Annotated in this window: 13 protein-coding genes and 1 pseudogene; 10 read left to right on the plus strand and 4 right to left on the minus strand. The window is 61.8% G+C overall.

Annotation, left to right across the window (positions count from 1 at the left end; all coding sequences use genetic code 11):
• The 6 genes and pseudogenes from EOB59_RS22050 to EOB59_RS22075 form a co-directional block, all read left to right on the plus strand.
• Window positions 1-822, plus strand: a pseudogene (locus tag EOB59_RS22050) (aspartyl/asparaginyl beta-hydroxylase domain-containing protein); the annotation flags it as partial.
• A 66-nt stretch (window positions 823-888) separates the two neighbouring features.
• Window positions 889-1,263, plus strand: a complete 375-nt coding sequence (crcB, locus tag EOB59_RS22055) for a fluoride efflux transporter CrcB (protein ID WP_127321610.1) — start codon at window positions 889-891, stop codon at window positions 1,261-1,263.
• A gap of 62 nt (window positions 1,264-1,325) precedes the next feature.
• Window positions 1,326-2,306, plus strand: a complete 981-nt coding sequence (locus EOB59_RS22060) for an RluA family pseudouridine synthase (RefSeq protein ID WP_127271590.1) — start codon at window positions 1,326-1,328, stop codon at window positions 2,304-2,306.
• A 47-nt stretch (window positions 2,307-2,353) separates the two neighbouring features.
• Window positions 2,354-3,226: a DMT family transporter gene (locus EOB59_RS22065; protein ID WP_164895718.1), complete on the plus strand. Its 873-nt coding sequence runs from the start codon at window positions 2,354-2,356 to the stop codon at window positions 3,224-3,226.
• Window positions 3,227-3,238: 12 nt separating this feature from the next.
• Window positions 3,239-4,030 (plus strand): ATP12 family chaperone protein, encoded by a 792-nt coding sequence (locus EOB59_RS22070; protein WP_128289227.1) that lies wholly within the window; start codon window positions 3,239-3,241, stop codon window positions 4,028-4,030.
• Between the two features lie 190 nt (window positions 4,031-4,220).
• Entirely contained in the window at window positions 4,221-6,110 is a 1,890-nt protein-coding gene (locus EOB59_RS22075) for an MFS transporter (RefSeq protein ID WP_127276400.1), read from the plus strand.
• A 96-nt stretch (window positions 6,111-6,206) separates the two neighbouring features.
• On the opposite strand, the gene EOB59_RS22080 is transcribed toward EOB59_RS22075, so the two are convergent.
• Window positions 6,207-6,404, minus strand: a complete 198-nt coding sequence (locus tag EOB59_RS22080; RefSeq protein ID WP_127269123.1) for a DUF2735 domain-containing protein — start codon at window positions 6,402-6,404, stop codon at window positions 6,207-6,209.
• Between the two features lie 316 nt (window positions 6,405-6,720).
• Between EOB59_RS22080 and EOB59_RS22085 the strand changes: the two genes are divergently transcribed.
• Entirely contained in the window at window positions 6,721-7,761 is a 1,041-nt protein-coding gene (locus EOB59_RS22085; RefSeq protein WP_127260164.1) for a glutamine synthetase beta-grasp domain-containing protein, read from the plus strand.
• 743 nt (window positions 7,762-8,504) lie between these two features.
• On the opposite strand, the gene glnA is transcribed toward EOB59_RS22085, so the two are convergent.
• Window positions 8,505-9,914, minus strand: a complete 1,410-nt coding sequence (glnA, locus tag EOB59_RS22095) for a type I glutamate--ammonia ligase (protein ID WP_128289228.1) — start codon at window positions 9,912-9,914, stop codon at window positions 8,505-8,507.
• A gap of 65 nt (window positions 9,915-9,979) precedes the next feature.
• Complete coding sequence (locus tag EOB59_RS22100) at window positions 9,980-10,318, minus strand: P-II family nitrogen regulator (RefSeq protein WP_006205430.1); 339 nt, start codon at window positions 10,316-10,318, stop codon at window positions 9,980-9,982.
• A gap of 358 nt (window positions 10,319-10,676) precedes the next feature.
• On the opposite strand from EOB59_RS22100, the gene EOB59_RS22105 reads away from it, so the two are divergent.
• Window positions 10,677-12,221 (plus strand): NAD(P)H-hydrate dehydratase, encoded by a 1,545-nt coding sequence (locus tag EOB59_RS22105; protein WP_128289229.1) that lies wholly within the window; start codon window positions 10,677-10,679, stop codon window positions 12,219-12,221.
• Entirely contained in the window at window positions 12,218-14,221 is a 2,004-nt protein-coding gene (locus EOB59_RS22110) for a hypothetical protein (protein ID WP_128289230.1), read from the plus strand. Before EOB59_RS22105 ends, EOB59_RS22110 begins: the two co-directional genes overlap by 4 nt.
• Before the next feature lie 40 nt (window positions 14,222-14,261).
• Here the strand turns inward: EOB59_RS22110 and EOB59_RS22115 are convergent, their stop codons facing one another.
• The gene (locus EOB59_RS22115) at window positions 14,262-15,794 is read right to left on the minus strand and encodes an acyl-CoA carboxylase subunit beta (protein ID WP_056588646.1); all 1,533 of its coding nucleotides are present in this window, start codon (window positions 15,792-15,794) and stop codon (window positions 14,262-14,264) included.
• Between the two features lie 408 nt (window positions 15,795-16,202).
• Here EOB59_RS22115 and EOB59_RS22120 point away from each other — a divergent pair.
• The coding region (locus EOB59_RS22120; protein WP_164895717.1) for a DEAD/DEAH box helicase at window positions 16,203-17,434 on the plus strand (1,232 nt) is incomplete at its 3' end.

Genomic DNA, 17,434 nt, shown 5'->3' on the forward strand with positions numbered 1-17,434 from the left:
ACCCTTCGCAAGTCCCTTCGCAAATTCGCCATTGCCATCCCGCTTCTCGCCCTTGGCTTCTATTTCATTCCCATCCTGACGACGATCTTCATCATCTGCGGCCTGATCGACGTGCTGCGCAACGACCGCAAGGATCTGTCGCTGTTCTCAGGCTATTTTCTCGGCAACGGCCTGTTCACCTGGCTGCTTTCGCCGTTCAATCTGCTGGTCGACCTCTTGTGCTACAGAAATCCAGGTGTCTGGAAGCTGGAGCAGTTTCCCGCCGACTATCAGCGCGAGGTCAACGAGGTCCTGGACATCTTCAAGGCGCGCAAAGATGAGATCATTGCCGATATCGACGCCAATTTCGGCGCCGGCCGGCGCGGCATGTATGTCTACCAGTGGTACGGCAAGCACAGGATCGACAACGTCGCCGAGTTCAACAAGGATTTCAAGTACATCAAGACCATAGCCGTTTCCGTCTTCAGCAAGCGCGAATCGACGTCCTGGCATTTCGGCCCGCTGCGGCTCAGCCTGCGCATCCTCTACAATCTGATCCCGGTTAAGTCGGAGATTTTCGTCGAGTGCGGCAACGTCAAGAATTATTGGTACGACAATCCGCTGTTCATCTTCGACGACACGCTGCTGCACCGCTCGGTCAACGAGTATGACGGACGCCGCTACTGCGTGTTCATGGACATCATCCGGCCGTCTCCGGTTCCCAGACTGATCGCGGGCATGCTCTCAATCGTCTCGGTCAGCGTCGAGCGCATCAATTCCATGTTCTACAAGAACTGGAAGATGATCGGTTCGACCAAGCCGAAGAATGCCGGGACGACCTGAGCAGGCAATCGCTCAATGCAGCTGGCGGCATCGGCTGAATTTGAATAGCCCGGGGAAGTACCGAAGATGTTCAATCTGCTTCTCGTCGTCGTCGGTGGCGGCATCGGCGCCGGAATTCGTCACCTTACCAACATCGGCGCGCTGCGTTTTGTCGGCCCCAGCTATCCCTGGGGCACGATGGCCATCAACATCATCGGCTCCTTCGCCATGGGGCTGTTCATCGCCTCCATGATGCGCCGTGGCGGATCGAACGAGGTCAGGCTGTTCGTTGCTACCGGCATTCTTGGCGGCTTCACCACCTTCTCAGCCTTTTCGCTTGATTTCGCGACGCTGTGGGAGCGGGGAGCCACGCTGCCTGCGCTGGCTTATGCCCTTGCCAGCGTCATTGGCGCCATTATCGCCCTGTTTCTGGGACTTTGGCTCGCAAGAAGCCTGCCTTAGTGCTATTGCCGCGCCAAGAACAGGCCGAGCTTCGCTCGGGAAACGGATAAGCGACAAAAAACATGGCAGGCGTTGAACAGATCACGGTGGAGGCCGGCGAAGCGGGCATGCGGCTCGACCGCTGGTTCAAGACCCATTTCCCGGGCCTTGGTTTCGGCCATTTGCAGAAGCTTCTGCGCTCCGGCCAGATCCGCGTCGATGGCGGACGGGTCAAGGCCGACACTCGTGTCGAGCCCGGCCAGATGGTTCGCGTCCCGCCGCTCGAGGTCGACAAGAAGGGCGAGAGTGCGCTGACCGGCCACTCGATCCGCAACCAGGGCGATGCCGATGTCCTGTCGAAAATGCTGATCCATGAAGATCCCAAGGTTTTCGTCTTCAACAAGCCGGCGGGCCTTGCGGTGCAGGGCGGCTCGGGCGTCACCCGCAATGTCGACGACATGCTGGAGGCCTGGCGCAGCCAGAAGGGCGAGAAGCCCAGACTGGTTCACAGGCTCGACCGCGACACTTCGGGTGTTCTGGTCGTCGCCCGCACCCGGCTGGCCGCCATGAAGCTCTCGGAAGCGTTTCGCGCCCGCGAGACCAAGAAGACCTATTGGGCGCTGGTCAAGGGCGTGCCGCCCAAGCGCGAGGACAAGATCTCGACCTGGCTGATCAAGGAGCCGACGCCGGACGGTGACCGCGTGCGTGTCGCCGCGCATGGGGAAAAGGGCGCCGATCACGCCGTCTCCTACTACCGCATCATCGAGCAGGCTGCGCAGACGATGACCTGGCTTGAAATGGAGCCCTATACGGGCCGCACCCACCAGCTTCGTGTCCACGCCGCCTACATCGGCTGCCCGATCCTGGGCGATCCGAAATATTTCGAGGCCGACACCAACTGGGACTTTCCCGGCGGCATTCAAAACCGCCTGCATCTGCACGCCCGCCGCATCATCATTCCGCATCCCGACAAGGGCGTCATCGATGTCACCGCGCCAATGCCGCCGCACATGCGCCAGAGCTGGAACCTGATCGGCTTCGACGACGCCAGCGCGGAGGACTGATCGTGGGCGGCGCCAGCGACGCGCTCGACCGGCGCGACACGGTCGACATGGCCGCCGCCGCCATCATGGTCGGGCTGACCTTTTCCTGGGGGTTGAATTACGTCGCCGCCAAGATCTCCTACGCCGGCTATGACCCGGTCTTCCTGTCGATCGCGCGCTCGATCGTCGGCGGCCTGTGTGTCTTTGCCTGGTGCCGGTGGCGCGGCATCGCGCTTTTCACGCGCGACGGAACCTTGCTCGCCGGCATCGTGGTTGGCGCGCTTTTCGGCATAGAGTTCCTTTGCCTTTATGTCGGCCTGGAGCATACGACCGTTGCCCGCAACACGCTGCTGGTCAACACGATGCCATTCTGGATGCTGCTCGGCGGCCATTTCCTGCTCGGTGAGCAGATCACGTTGAGGAAATTCCTTGGCCTGCTGCTGGCCTTTGCCGGCCTTGCCGCAGTGTTTTCCGACAAGCTTGGCGGCGGCGGAGACATGCTGTTCGGCGATCTGCTGAGCCTTGGCTCCGGATTCTTTTGGGCTTTGACCAACATCCTCATCAAGCGCTCGAAGCTGGTCGAGGCGAGCGCCGAGAAGCTTCTGCTTTACCAGCTCGCCGGGGCAGCGATCGTCGGGGTCTTGGTGCTGCCTCTCGCCGGCCCGCCCGTTCGCGACCCAACCGTGCTGCCGACCTTGGCGCTGCTCTTCCAGGCTGTCTACATCGTCGCCTTCACCTATGTGCTGTGGTTCTGGCTGTTGCGGCGCTATCCGGCGTCAGGCCTGTCCAGTTTCACTTTCCTGTCGCCGGTTTTCGGCGTGCTGTGCGGCGCCATGTTCTTGAATGAGCCGCTGACCATGCGCATTTTCCTGGCACTTGGCCTGATTGCCGCCGGCCTGATCATCGTCAACCGGCCGGTGCGCAAGCTGACGCCGGTGTAAGAGAGACCTTCTATGCGTGATATCCTGAACGACCTTGAAGCCGGCAAATATCTTTCCGACCCGGATCCTGTGCGCCGCGCCCAGATCCAGATGAAGACGCCTCTGCCGAAACGCTTCTACAAGACCGTCTCGGTCGCGCCGGTGGAGGAGGGGTTTGCCGTGTATCTCGACGGCAAGCCGGTGCGCACGCCCGGCAAGGCGCTGCTGGCGGTGCCTACCGAAGCGGCAGCCGCGCTCGTCGCCGACGAGTTCGCCACCCAAAGCGAGACCATCAATCCGGTGACCATGCCGGTGATGCGGCTTGTGAACACCGCCATCGATGGCGTCGCCAGCGACCCGCAGGCGGTGCTGGAAGACATTCTGCGCTTCGCCTCGTCCGATCTGCTCTGTTACCGCGCCGACGCGCCGCAAGGGCTGGTGGAGCGGCAGAACCAGCATTGGGACTCGGTGATAGACTGGGCGAGGGGAACACTTGGGGTGCGCTTCAATCTCGCCGAGGGGATCATCCATGTCGAGCAGCCGCGTGAGACCATCGCGGTGCTGGGCAGCCATCTTGCCAAGCGAACAGAGCCGCTGCGTCTCGCCGCCATCCATGTGATGACGTCGCTCACAGGTTCGGCGCTGCTGGCGCTGGCTGTCGATTTCGGCGAGATCGACGCTGAGGCTGCATGGGCCGCGGCTCATGTCGACGAGGACTGGCAGATCGAGCATTGGGGGCAGGACGCCGAAGCCGTTGCCCGCCGCGCGGCTCGCAAGCACGACATGATGGCTGCTGTCGGCCTGCTGGAAGCGCTCAAGGGCTAAGGGTTTCCCAGCTCGCCCGGTTTCATCCCGCAGCGCACCTAATACCAAAGTCATAATCCCAAAGACGCGGTGCCTTTGGCGGGCGCTTTCTGTCATTTTTCCCGAATGGCTGTCGTTGAGTCCGTGCTCGGAGGAGAACGCGGACGGTGTCGCGCAGCATCGAGAACGGGTCTCACGGGAGGATAACGAAATGGCAATAGCATCGACCGCCGGCGGAGCAAGCCGCGCCATGACGCGGGAGGAGAAGAAAGTCATCTTCGCTTCCTCGCTCGGCACCGTTTTCGAATGGTATGATTTCTATCTCTACGGCTCGCTGGCAGTGTTCATTGGTTCGACCTTTTTCAGTCCAGCCATCCCGGAAGCGACCCGCAATATCTTCGCGCTGCTGGCTTTCGCTGCCGGCTTCCTGGTGCGCCCGTTCGGCGCATTGCTGTTCGGCCGCATCGGCGATCTTGTCGGCCGTAAATATACCTTCCTCGTCACCATGACGATCATGGGCCTGTCGACCTTCCTGGTCGGCTTGCTGCCTGGCTATGCGACCTTGGGCATCGCCGCTCCGGTGATCCTGATCATCCTGCGCATGCTGCAGGGCCTGGCACTGGGTGGCGAATATGGCGGCGCGGCCACTTACGTCGCCGAACATGCGCCGGACAACCGGCGCGGCTACTATACCTCGTGGATCCAGACCACGGCGACGCTGGGCCTGTTCCTGTCGCTGGTTGTGATCCTGATCGTACAGGCTTCATTGAGCAAGGAAAACTATGCTGCCTGGGGCTGGCGTATTCCGTTCCTCGTATCCTTCCTGCTGCTAGGCATCTCGATCTGGATCCGGCTTTCGCTTTCCGAATCGCCGACCTTCCAGCGCATGAAGGATGAGGGCAAGGGCTCCAAGGCGCCGCTGACGGAAGCCTTCGGCCAATGGAAGAACGCCAAGATTGCACTGCTGGCGCTGCTCGGCCTCACCGCCGGTCAGGCCGTGGTCTGGTACAACGGCCAGTTCTACGCGCTGTTCTTCCTGACCAACGTGCTCAAGGTCGACGCGCAATCGGTCAACATCATGATCGCGATCGCCCTGGCAGTAGGCTCGATCTTCTTCGTCGTCTTTGGCTGGCTCTCCGACAAGATCGGCCGCAAGCCGATCATCATGGCGGGCCTTGCCTTAGCGATTGTATGCACCTTCCCGCTGTTCAAGGCACTGACCTGGGCTGCCAATCCGGCGCTTGCCACAGCCCAGCAGAACACGCGGGCGACGGTGACGGCGGCACCTGGAGATTGCAAGTTCCAGTTCAATCCGGTGGGTACCGCGAAGTTCACGACATCCTGCGATATCGCGACCTCGTTCCTGACCAAGAACTCGGTTCCCTATGACGTCGTGTCGACGGCCGCCGCCGGCACACCCGCATCTGTCAAGATCGGCAACGAGACGGTCGAGTCCTATGACGCCATCGCCGCCGGCGATCAGGCCAAGGCCAAGGAAACCGCCTTCATCAAGGCCGTCAACATGTCGCTGCAGGACGGCGGCTATCCGCTGAAGCGCGCGGCAGCCAAGGTTGCGGACCAGAAGCTCGATGCGTTTGTTGCCGCCAACCCGGAACTGAAGCTGGATGCCGCTGCCATCCGTGCCGGTGAGAAGGCGACGGTGCCGATCGACCAGGCAGTCAAGGACAAGCTGCTGACCACCGACGAGGCGGCGGGCGCACCCGAAGTCACCGTCTACAACATTCCGGGTGGTGGCGCGTTCGCCATGTTCGCCGATCCTGCAGCAGTGAACTGGCCAATGACGATCGGCATCCTGTTCATCCTGGTGCTGTTCGTGACCATGGTCTATGGGCCGATCGCGGCGATCCTGGTCGAGATGTTCCCGACCCGCATTCGCTACACCGGCATGTCGTTGCCCTATCACATCGGCAATGGCTGGTTCGGCGGCCTGCTGCCGGCAACCGTGTTCGCGCTCAGCGCCTATAAGGGCGACATCTACTATGGCCTTTGGTATCCGGTGGTGATCGCGGCGATAACGCTGGTCATCGGCATGATCTTCGTCAAGGATACGCTCGGCACCGACCTGCACGCCAAGGAGTAGGCAGGCCCGGTGTTCAAAAGAAAGCCCGGCGCGAGCAATCGCGCCGGGCTTTCTCTTTTCAGGCCAATTCGTTGGCGAGGGCTGCTGCCCTTTGTGTCAGCTCTTGCGGCCCCGGGTCTCATCCTCGATGGCTGCCTCATGGTACCAGCCGTCGCCGAAGTCTGCGCGGGCACCACGCAGCGAGGCAAGCTCTGCCGCAAACTTAGCCTTGCCGCTCAAATTTGAGGCAGCGGCGCGCGCTGCCACCGGGAACATCAAAATTGTGGCCGACGGTCGTGTGGAAATGATTTCCATTGCCGGGTTCCTTTCTTCTGCCGAACCTTCTCGATTCAACTTGATCCGAAGATAAGGTCTGCAATCAAGTTAGGCAATATGCCTATGAAAAGATCAGCAATTGCATACTATTTGTGCAAAGAACGACTGTGATTGATCGGAACGCATCGCTTAGGCGGATCACCGACTTCGAGTGGATACCGGGTCAATTTTGCCGCACCCTCCACACCAAGAATGGCACACGAATTGCATTTTAAGAATGCGGCAGGCCGGCTGCTGACGGCAGACGCATGTCGACGCCGTTCAGTGTTCGGTGATCAAGCAACGAGAGGCTAGAATGACGAAATACAAGCTCGAGTATATCTGGCTCGATGGATATACCCCGGTCCCCAACCTTCGCGGCAAGACGCAGATCAAGGAATTCGCCGAATTCCCTGATCTCGAGCAGTTGCCGCTGTGGGGCTTCGATGGTTCCTCGACCCAGCAGGCCGAAGGACACAGCTCCGATTGCGTGCTGAAGCCGGTTGCGGTCTATCCGGATCCCGCCCGTACCAACGGCGTGCTGGTCATGTGCGAAGTCATGATGCCCGATGGCGTCACGCCGCATGCCTCCAACAAGCGCGCCACCATCCTCGATGACGAGGGCGCCTGGTTCGGCTTCGAGCAGGAATATTTCTTCTACAAGGACGGCCGGCCGCTCGGCTTTCCCGAGAGCGGCTATCCCGCACCCCAGGGCCCGTACTACACCGGCGTCGGCTATTCCAATGTCGGCTCCGTCGCGCGCCAGATCGTCGAGGAGCATCTCGACCTCTGCCTCGCCGCCGGCATCAACCACGAGGGCATCAACGCCGAAGTTGCCAAGGGCCAGTGGGAATTCCAGATTTTCGGCAAGGGCTCCAAGAAAGCCGCCGACCAGATGTGGATGGCCCGCTACCTCATGCAGCGCCTGACCGAGAAGTACGGCATCGACATCGAATACCACTGCAAGCCGCTCGGCGACACCGACTGGAACGGCTCTGGCATGCACGCCAACTTCTCGACCGCCTATATGCGCGAAGTCGGCGGCAAGGCCTATTTCGAAGCGCTGATGGCGGCCTTCGACAAGAACCTGATGGATCACATCGCCGTCTACGGCCCGGACAACGACAAGCGTTTGACCGGCAAGCACGAGACCGCGCCGTGGAACCGGTTCAGCTATGGCATTGCCGACCGTGGCGCCTCGATCCGCGTGCCGCATTCCTTCATCAAGAGCGACTACAAGGGTTATCTGGAAGACCGCCGTCCGAACTCGCAGGGCGACCCCTACCAGATCGCCTCGCAGATCCTGAAGACGATCGCCTCGGTTCCGGCAAGCGCTCAGGTTTCGGCCGCCGCGTAAGCGTTTCGGACTGCATGACAAGATGACCCCGGCGTTTCGCGCCGGGGTTCTTTTTTGGCCGTTACCCGGCTGACGGCATTCCTGGTAAAACATACCCAGAAAAAGTCAGGGAATTCACGCGGTCGCAAATCGCCCGGAAGTTCTGGCCGCAGCCATGTGAGCCTCCGGCGATCACTCCCTATAAAGCCCGGAAAAGCGCCTTTTCCAGCCCTTATCTGGGGCAATGGACCTTCCATAAGCATCTGTTCATACAGCAGAATCGGTCATTCGCGGCCCGGCTTGCAGCGTTGACAGATCACGCTACGGCATGCGTATTCGCAGGCCTTGGGGTTACGTCACGCGATGCTGTTCGGACGGGCGGGGTTTTCTGAACGGCGGCATTGGCGTGGGCGCCGGACGAGCGGTCACTGTAGCCTGAGACAGTGCTCCGCTCGCTCCTGGCTCCAACGTTGGCGACCGACCGGCCGCCTTGATCTTCACCGGACATCGCCGAGTAGTGATTGAAGTCACCGGACCGACGCGCTCAGGCCGGCCGCTCCGATGGACCGTGGGTCCCAGAATCCAGGCATCGTATGATCGTCGAAGACGAAAGACCAATATGGCTGTCCATGCGTGGCTGCCGCGCAGGCGAGACATGCCGGTCGGCTGGCAATTCCTATTGGAGCGCAGCAAAAAGCCCTTGAAAGAGGGAAGTCTTTCAAGGGCTTGGTTGTTATGGCGTATCTTAGTCTGAGATTGAAGCCTCAGACAGAGTAATACATATCGTATTCGACCGGATGCGGGGTCATTTCGAAGCGCATCACTTCGGCCATCTTCAGCTCGATGTAGCTGTCGATCTGGTCGTCGTCGAAGACGCCGCCGGCTTTCAGGAAGCCGCGGTCCTTGTCGAGGCTTTGCAGGGCTTCGCGCAGCGAGCCGCAGACGGTCGGGATCTTCTTCAGTTCCTTCGGCGGCAGGTCGTAGAGATCCTTGTCCATCGGCTGGCCGGGATGGATCTTGTTCTTGATACCGTCGAGGCCGGCCATCAGCAGCGCGGAGAAGGCGAGGTAGGGGTTCGCGCCCGGATCGGGGAAGCGGACCTCGACGCGCTTGGCCTTCGGCGACGAGCCGAACGGGATACGGCAGGACGCCGAGCGGTTGCGCGCCGAATAGGCGAGCAGAACCGGCGCTTCGTAACCCGGCACCAGGCGCTTGTAGGAATTGGTCAGCGGGTTGGTGAAGGCGTTGATCGCCTTGGCATGCTTGATGACGCCGCCGATGAAGAACAGGCAGCTTTCCGACAGACCGGCATATTCATTGCCGGCGAAGGTCGGCTTGCCGTTCTTCCAGATCGACATGTGGACGTGCATGCCCGAGCCGTTGTCGCCGAAGATCGGCTTCGGCATGAAGGTCGCCGTCTTGCCGTAGGCATTGGCGACCTGGTGCACGACATATTTGTAGATCAGCATCTTGTCGGCGTTACGTACCAGTGCGTCGAACTTGATGCCGAGTTCGTGCTGGGCCGCCGCCACCTCATGGTGGTGCTTTTCGACCCGCACGCCCACCTCGGCGAGCACGGTCAGCATTTCCGAGCGCATGTCCTGCGCGCTGTCGATCGGCGGCACCGGGAAGTAGCCGCCCTTGACGCGCGGACGGTGGCCGAGATTGCCGGTCTCGTAGTCGGTGTCGTCGTTCGACGGCAGTTCCGTGGAGTCGAGCTTGAAACCGGTGTTGTAGGGATCGGCCTTGTACTTCACGTCGTCGAAGACGAAAAATTCGGCTTCCGGGCCGACATAGATGGTGTCGCCGATGCCTTCGGCCTTCATGTAAGCCTCGGCCTTCTTGGCCGTGCCACGCGGATCGCGGTTGTAGGATTCACCCGAAACCGGATCGAGGATGTCGCACAGGATGACCATGGTCGACTGGGCGAAGAACGGATCCATGTGGACCGTTTCCGGGTCGGGCATCAGCACCATATCGGACTCGTTGATGGCCTTCCAGCCGGCAATCGACGAGCCGTCGAACATCACGCCATCGGCGAACATGTCTTCCTCGACCTCGATGACATCCATCGTGACGTGTTGCAGCTTGCCCTTCGGGTCTGTGAAGCGCAGGTCGACGAATTTCACGTCGTTGTCCTTGATCTGCTTCATGATGTCTTTGGCTGTCGTCATGTCGTGTATCCCTGTGTGATGACTTTTTTTGATGATGACGTTTTCAGGAGGATGGGGCGGTCAGGTCAGACCGCGTCCATGCCCGTTTCGCCGGTGCGTATCCGCACGACTTCCTCGATGTTGGAGACGAAGATCTTGCCGTCACCGATGCGGCCCGTCTGGGCCGCCTTGCGGATGGCCTCGATCGCGCCTTCGACCGCGTCGTCGCCGAGCACGACCTCGATCTTCACCTTGGGCAGGAAATCGACGACATATTCGGCGCCGCGATAGAGTTCCGTATGGCCCTTCTGACGACCGAAGCCTTTTGCTTCGGTGACAGTGATGCCTTGCAGTCCGGCTTCCTGAAGCGCTTCCTTCACTTCGTCCAGCTTGAATGGCTTGATGATCGCTTCGATCTTTTTCATGTAAAAAGTGGCCTCCACTGCCAAAAAAACGGGTTGTGACCCCCCGCTTGCGCCTCCATCAAGCACGAACTGTGCCAATTCAGCGGATTCTAAGCGGTCTCATAAGATTTCAAAGCCGCGCCGCACCGGGATGCAAATTCGCGTCATTCGCTGCACCGGAAGCGGCATGGGCTGCCAAAGCCTACACAGCGCCAGCACCCGCGTCCGCACAAAAATCAGGCATATCGCCTATCCCGCAGGCAATTTTCTGCCCGCGATGCCTTGGTGCCGACGTTATGGCTGCAGATCTCGGCAACTCCCCCTTGTTTGCTTAGGATCGAAATTGGACAATGCTTGATAGCATGCGGATCGGCAATCCATGAGCAACGAACTTCTTTCCCCGGCCGAAATGAGCGAGGCTGATCGGCTGACGATCGCGGCCGGTCCGGCCGATGGAATCAGCTTGATGCGGCGCGCGGGCGAAGCGGTCGCGGCCGAGGTGCTCAAGCGCTATCCCTCGGCAAAGCACATCCATGTGCTCTGCGGGCCCGGCAACAATGGCGGCGATGGCTATGTCGTCGCACGCCTCCTGGCCGGCAGCGGCGTCGGCACAACGATCTGGTCATCCGGAGCGCCGAGGCCGGAAAGCGATGCGGCGCTCGCCGCCGCGGAATCCCTGGTCAAGTCCCGGCCGCTGTCTGATTTCGACGCCGAGTTCGGCTCGATCGTGATCGACGGGCTCTATGGGGCAGGGCTGTCCAAGCCGCTGTCCGGCGATGCCGCGAAAGCCGTCGATACCGTGACAGCCCTGCGCCTGCCTGTGGTCGCGATCGACCTGCCGTCGGGCGTCTCGGGAGCCAGCGGCGAAATATTGAGCAGGGCGTTTCGCGCCGAGGTCACCGTCACCTTCGCGCGGAAAAAGCCCGGCCACTTGCTGCTGCCGGGGCGCGGGCAATGCGGTGAGATCGTGCTCGCCGATATTGGCATCGGCGACGGCATCATCGCCCAACTCGCCGTCTCGACCTTCGAAAATGTGCCGGACCTGTGGTTGCGGGAATTTCCGGTGCCGGCGGTGGACGCGCATAAATACAAGCGCGGCCATGTCGGCGTCTTTTCCGGCGGTCCCAGTGCTACCGGCGCGGCGCGGCTGTCGGCGATGGCCGCCGCGAGAAGCGGGGCAGGGGCGGTCACCGTGCTGTCGCCTGGCAATGCCATGCAGGTGAACGCGATACACCTCACCTCGATCATGCTGCGAGAGGCGGGGTCACTCGAGGAGGTGCAGGAATTTCTGACGGCGCGCCATCCCGAGGCGCTGGTGTTTGGACCGGGACTCGGGCCAAAGCCCAAGGTCGGCGATTTCGCCCTGCAACTGATCAAGACCTTGGCGGAGGGTGCACGCGCATCGCAAACTGCAAACCACGGAGGAGCGATCGTGCTTGATGCCGATGCCATCACCTCTCTGGCCCATCAGCCGCAGGCGCTGTTCGAAGCCGCCCGTCAGTCAAACGCGCCAGCGTTGGTGATCACGCCGCATGAGGGTGAATTCGGCCGCTTGTTCCCAGATATCGCCGGGGACAAAACCATGTCGAAATTGGACAAGGCGCGAGCGGCTGCCGCGCGGGCCAACGCAACGATCGTCTACAAGGGCGCCGACACGGTCATAGCTGCGCCTGATGGCAAGGCAGCCATCAATTCCAATGGTGCGCCGTGGCTGGCCACAGCCGGGTCAGGCGACGTGCTGTCGGGCATCATCGCCGGTCTGCTCGCACAAGGCATGCCGCCCTTCGAGGGCACCTGCGCGGCGGTGTGGCTACATGCTGAAGCCGGCAGCCGGTTCGGACCCGGCCTGATCGCCGAGGATTTGCCGCTGGCGCTGCTGCCGGTGTTGCGTGAACTCTTCGACGCGCGCACGTCCGCTCCATGAGCCGCCCCTTTGCTCTTTTGCTCGCCACTCTCTTTATCGCCTTCGTGGCGTCGACGGCGCGCGCCGAAGGCCCTGTAACCGTCGTCGACAATCCGGCGGTGCTCGCCGCGCTTGATGCCAGGGGTTTCGGTTTCGCCGATGTTTTGGGGGTTGACGGCGAGGACGGTCTAAAGACGCTCTACGGCGAGGCGCCCGCCTATCACGCCATCGTCGACATCGTTGCCTCCGATGTTGCGGCGCTCCGCGCCGAGATGAAGGATGGCGGGCGGCCGCTCTACGAGGTGACAGACGGCAATGTCGGCCGCATCATGGACGTGCGCTGGCTGAAGACCGACGCCGCGCGCTTCCGTCTGGTCGGCGTCGTCAACCGGCTCGACCGTCGCGATTTGATGCCGCTGCAAGGCGACAGGGGCTGCGGCGAGGTGCGCTTCATCTACCGCCTGGCCTACAGTTTTCGCAAGAACGGCAAGCTGCTGGCATCACGCCTGCCTTTCAACTTCAATGCCGTCTACAGCGCCGCGCCCGATGCCGATGGCGGCTGCGTCGGCACTGCCGGACGCTGGGCGCCACAGCTTGACGAGAGCGTCGATGCCGGCTGGCTGACCGGCGGGCCGCTGGAGAAGGCCGGGCTGACCTTCAAGCAGCTGGAGCTCAACGCGCAGGTGGTGCGCTTCCCGTCCGGCCAGGAAACCGAGTTCGGCGGGCAGGCGGCCTATCTCATGCGGGTATTCGGCATCGATGGCGCTGCTATCAGCGAGAAGCCGCTGGAGAACACGCCCGACACCGCACGGCTCTCGCAGGACGCGGCGCTGAAAGCACGGCTTGCCGCCTATGTCGGCGCCAATTTGCCGGCGGTTGACGAAGGCGTCTATGAAATCCCCGACGAGTTCCTGGCCAGAAAGATCATATCATGGTCGACCTTCGGCAGCGCGCGGCAGGCCAATCATCCGTTTACGCAATTATTCCAGCCCAAGGAATTCGCATCGCTCGATTATTCCGCGTTGAAACTGCTGCGCACGCCGGAAGCGCTGGTCGAGCGGCTGGACAATGGCGCCTGCCAGGGTTGCCATCAGGCCGGTTCGACCGCCGGTTTCCATTTCATCGGGCTAGACGACAAGACAACATCGCCGCTGAACCGCATCGAGGTCGGGATTTCGCCGCATCTTCATGCCGAGATCCCGCGGCGCCAGGCGTGGCTCGCCGCCACGGCCGAAGGCAAGCAGCCGAACCGCTTCCGTCCGCTCTCCTTTGCGCCGCCGGCGGTCTGGACGAACGCCGACGCGGTCGATTACGCGCCGGCGGAGATGGCCATGCCGTGCCTGGTGCCGGAAGATGCCGCCCGGTTCGGCGCGACCTGGCAATGCGACGGCGGCACCGTCTGCACGCCGCTGGCCACCGCTTCAGGCGTGCGCACGAAACTGGCGCAATGCCTGCTGCCCAAGGACAGCGAAAAAATGTTTTCCGGTCATCCCTGCCTGACCGGCTCGATCGCCAGCAATGCGGCGCAGCCTTTCAACGACCGCTATAGCAAATCGGGCCAGTTCGCGGCCTTCGCGCCTGACGTTTCGCGCACCGCCTATACCTGCCGTCCGCCGAAGATCGGCGTGCCGGGCGGGATCGCTTATCGCGGCTGCGATGACAAGGACCGCGACTTCGCGGCCTTCAAAGCCGGCAAGCCGATGCCGAACGAGATTTGCGGGCTGGTCGGCGGCAAGAAATTCGACATCTGCGTGGCCACCAACAATTTCGACCAATGTCTTGGCGGCGCCGTCAATCGCGGCAACCGGCCGGCCTGTTCGGCCGATCATTTCTGCCGCGAGGACTATATGTGCCAGTCGCTGCCGCCTGACACGCCGGGCATCGGCAAGGTGAAAGGCATCGGCTTCTGCTCGCCGACCTATTTCATCTTCCAGATGCGCATCGACAATCACGCAACGCCATGGGGCAGCCCCGTGCGAGCCACCATGGGGGCGGGGTTTGGCGCGGCGGAAGAGGAGTGAGCTGCCCGACGGTTACCTCGGATAGACGCCCAGCCACGCCTCACAGCGGGATGTTGTCGTGCTTCTTCCAGGGGTTCTGCATATCCTTGTTGCGCAGCATGCGCAGCGCGCGCGCGATGCGGCGGCGGGTCGAATGCGGCATGATCACCTCATCGACATAGCCGCGCTCGGCGGCGACGAAGGGCGACAGGAAGCGATCTTCGTAAGCCTTTGTATGGGCTGCGATCTTTTCGGCGTCACCGATGTCCTTGCGATAAATGATCTCGACCGCGCCCCTGGCGCCCATCACCGCGATCTGCGCCGTCGGCCAGGCATAGTTCATGTCGCCGCGCAGATGCTTTGACGCCATCACGTCATAGGCGCCGCCATAGGCTTTGCGGGTGATGACGGTGATCTTCGGCACGGTGGCCTCGGCATAGGCGAACAGGAGTTTCGCGCCATGCTTGATCAGCCCGCCATATTCCTGCGCGGTGCCGGGCAGGAAGCCGGGGACATCGACGAAGGTGACGATCGGTATCGAGAAACAGTCGCAGAAGCGCACGAAGCGCGCCGCTTTGCGGCTGGCATCCGAATCGAGCACGCCGGCCAGCACCATCGGCTGGTTGGCGACGAAGCCGACGGTGCGACCCTCGACACGCCCGAACCCGGTGACGATGTTCTTGGCGAAGTTCTGCTGTATCTCGAAGAAGTCGCCTTCGTCGGCAACTTTCATGATCAGTTCCTTGATGTCGTAGGGCTTGTTGGCATTGTCGGGAATCAGCCGGTCGAGCGACAAATCATGGTCGGTGACCGACTGGTAGCATTCGATCTCGGGAAGCTCCGATGTGTTGGAAGCCGGCAGCAGGTCGACCAGCCGGCGCATCTGCAACAGCGCCTCGACATCATTGTCATAGGCGCCGTCGGCGATCGAGGATTTCGTCGTGTGGACGGAGGCGCCGCCCAGGCTCTCGGCGGTCACCGTCTCGTTGGTCACGGTCTTCACCACATCCGGCCCGGTGACGAACATGTAGGAGGTGTCGCGCACCATGAAGATGAAGTCGGTCATGGCAGGCGAATAGACATCGCCGCCGGCGCAAGGCCCCATGATGACGGAAATCTGTGGAATCACACCGGAGGCGAGCACGTTGCGCTGGAAGATCTCGGCATAGCCGCCGAGTGCTGCGACGCCCTCCTGGATGCGCGCGCCGCCGGCATCGTAGAGACCGATGATCGGCGCCCGGTTGCGCAGCGCCATCTCCTGCACCTTGATGACTTTCTCGGCATGCGCTTCCGACAGCGAGCCGCCGAACACGGTAAAATCCTTGGCGAAGAGATAGACCGGGCGGCCGTTGACCGTGCCCCAGCCAGTGACGACGCCGTCGCCGGCAATCTTCGTCTTCTCCATGCCGAAATCGGTCGAGCGGTGCTCGACATACATGTCGAATTCCTCGAACGAGCCCTCGTCGAGAAACACCTCGATGCGTTCGCGCGCGGTGAGCTTGCCCTTCTTATGCTGGGCATCGATGCGAGCCTGACCGCCACCCATGCGGGCAATCTCGCGGCGGCGCTCGAGTTCCTTGAGAACGTCTTTCATCGATTACCTCCCAAGCCAGTGGCATTTCGTGGTAATCGTGCCGGCAAGCGAGCGCAAGCGCCGCTTGCGCCACGGGTTTTGTTGCGCTGCAGCATGACGCCCCTTGCATTTGGCGGCGAACTCAGCCATATGCAGCCCATAGGCGCTTGGGCCGGGAACGAATCCGGCCTTCTCGACGAATGAGACTGGTTGCGTCTGTTTTCCCTCTTTCCGGTATATCGGCCCTTTTTCCGGTAAATCACAAAGCGGCGAAAAAGCCCCGTGGCATGATGCCTGCGGGCACGACAGCGCAGCCGAGTGGACGAATACGTCCGCCCGCCTTGTCGTTCATCACAGATTTTTCGACGGCAGGTTGCGCCCTGCCGCCATCGATGTTTGCGGCCAGAAGCCGCGTGAAAGAAGATTATTTTGACCAACGAAAACACTTTGCCCGGTAGCACTGCGGAACTCACCGGTTTCGCGGCACTGGGTATTACGGGCGCGCTGCTCAAGGCCACCCACAACGCCGGCTTCGCCGAGCCGAAGCCGATCCAGGCACAGGCGATCCCCCCTCAGATGGAAGGCCGTGACATTTTCGGCATCGCCCAGACCGGCTCCGGCAAGACCGCAGCCTTCGCGCTGCCGATCTTGTCGAAGATCATTGCGCTTGGCACCAAGCGCCGGCCGAAGACGGCGCGTGCGCTGATTCTGGCGCCGACGCGCGAACTCGCCGTGCAGATCGAAGACACGATCAAGATCCTCGCCAAGGGCGCGCATGTCTCGACCGCGCTCGTGCTCGGCGGCGTGTCCCGCTTCAGTCAGGTGAAGAAGGTTGCTCCCGGTGTCGACATCCTGATCGCCACGCCCGGCCGGTTGACCGACCTTGTGCGTGAGGGCGACCTCGTGCTTGCCGACACCAAATGGCTGGTGCTCGACGAAGGCGACCGCATGCTCGACATGGGCTTCATCAACGACGTCAAGCGAATCGCCAAGGCGACGGCGCCCGACCGTCAGACGGTGCTGTTCTCGGCGACCATGCCCAATGAAATCGCCGAACTGGCCAAGGGCCTGCTGAAGAACCCGATCCGCGTTGAAGTCGCGCCGCAAAGCACGGCGGCGGCCGAGATCGTGCAGGGCGTCGTCTTTGCCCGCACCAAGCAGAAGCGCCAGGTTCTGTCGACGATGCTCGCCGACGAGGCGATGAAGTCCGTCATCATCTTCTCGCGCACCAAGCATGGTGCCGACAGGGTGACCAAGGACCTCGAGCGTGACGGCTTCAAGGCCGCCGTCATCCACGGCAACAAGTCGCAGAATGCCCGCCAGAAAGCGCTGAACGATTTCCGCGACGGCTCGGTGCGCATTCTGGTGGCGACCGACATTGCGGCGCGCGGCATCGACGTCCCCGGCATCAGCCATGTCGTGAATTTCGACCTGCCTGATGAAGCCGAGAGCTACGTCCACCGCATCGGACGTACCGGCCGCAACGGCATGGACGGCATCGCGATCACGCTTTGCGATCCTTCCGAGAACAGCAAGCTGCGCCAGGTCGAGCGCATCATCCGCACCAAGCTGCCGATCGTTGCCGACCATCTCGGCAGCCCCGATCCGCTGCGCAATCCGGCTGAAAAGAACGAGCGTTTCGAGCCGGCCAATGATCGCAA

This window comes from Mesorhizobium sp. M7A.F.Ca.MR.176.00.0.0, assembly GCF_004023165.1.
Classification (GTDB): Bacteria; Pseudomonadota; Alphaproteobacteria; order Rhizobiales; family Rhizobiaceae; genus Mesorhizobium.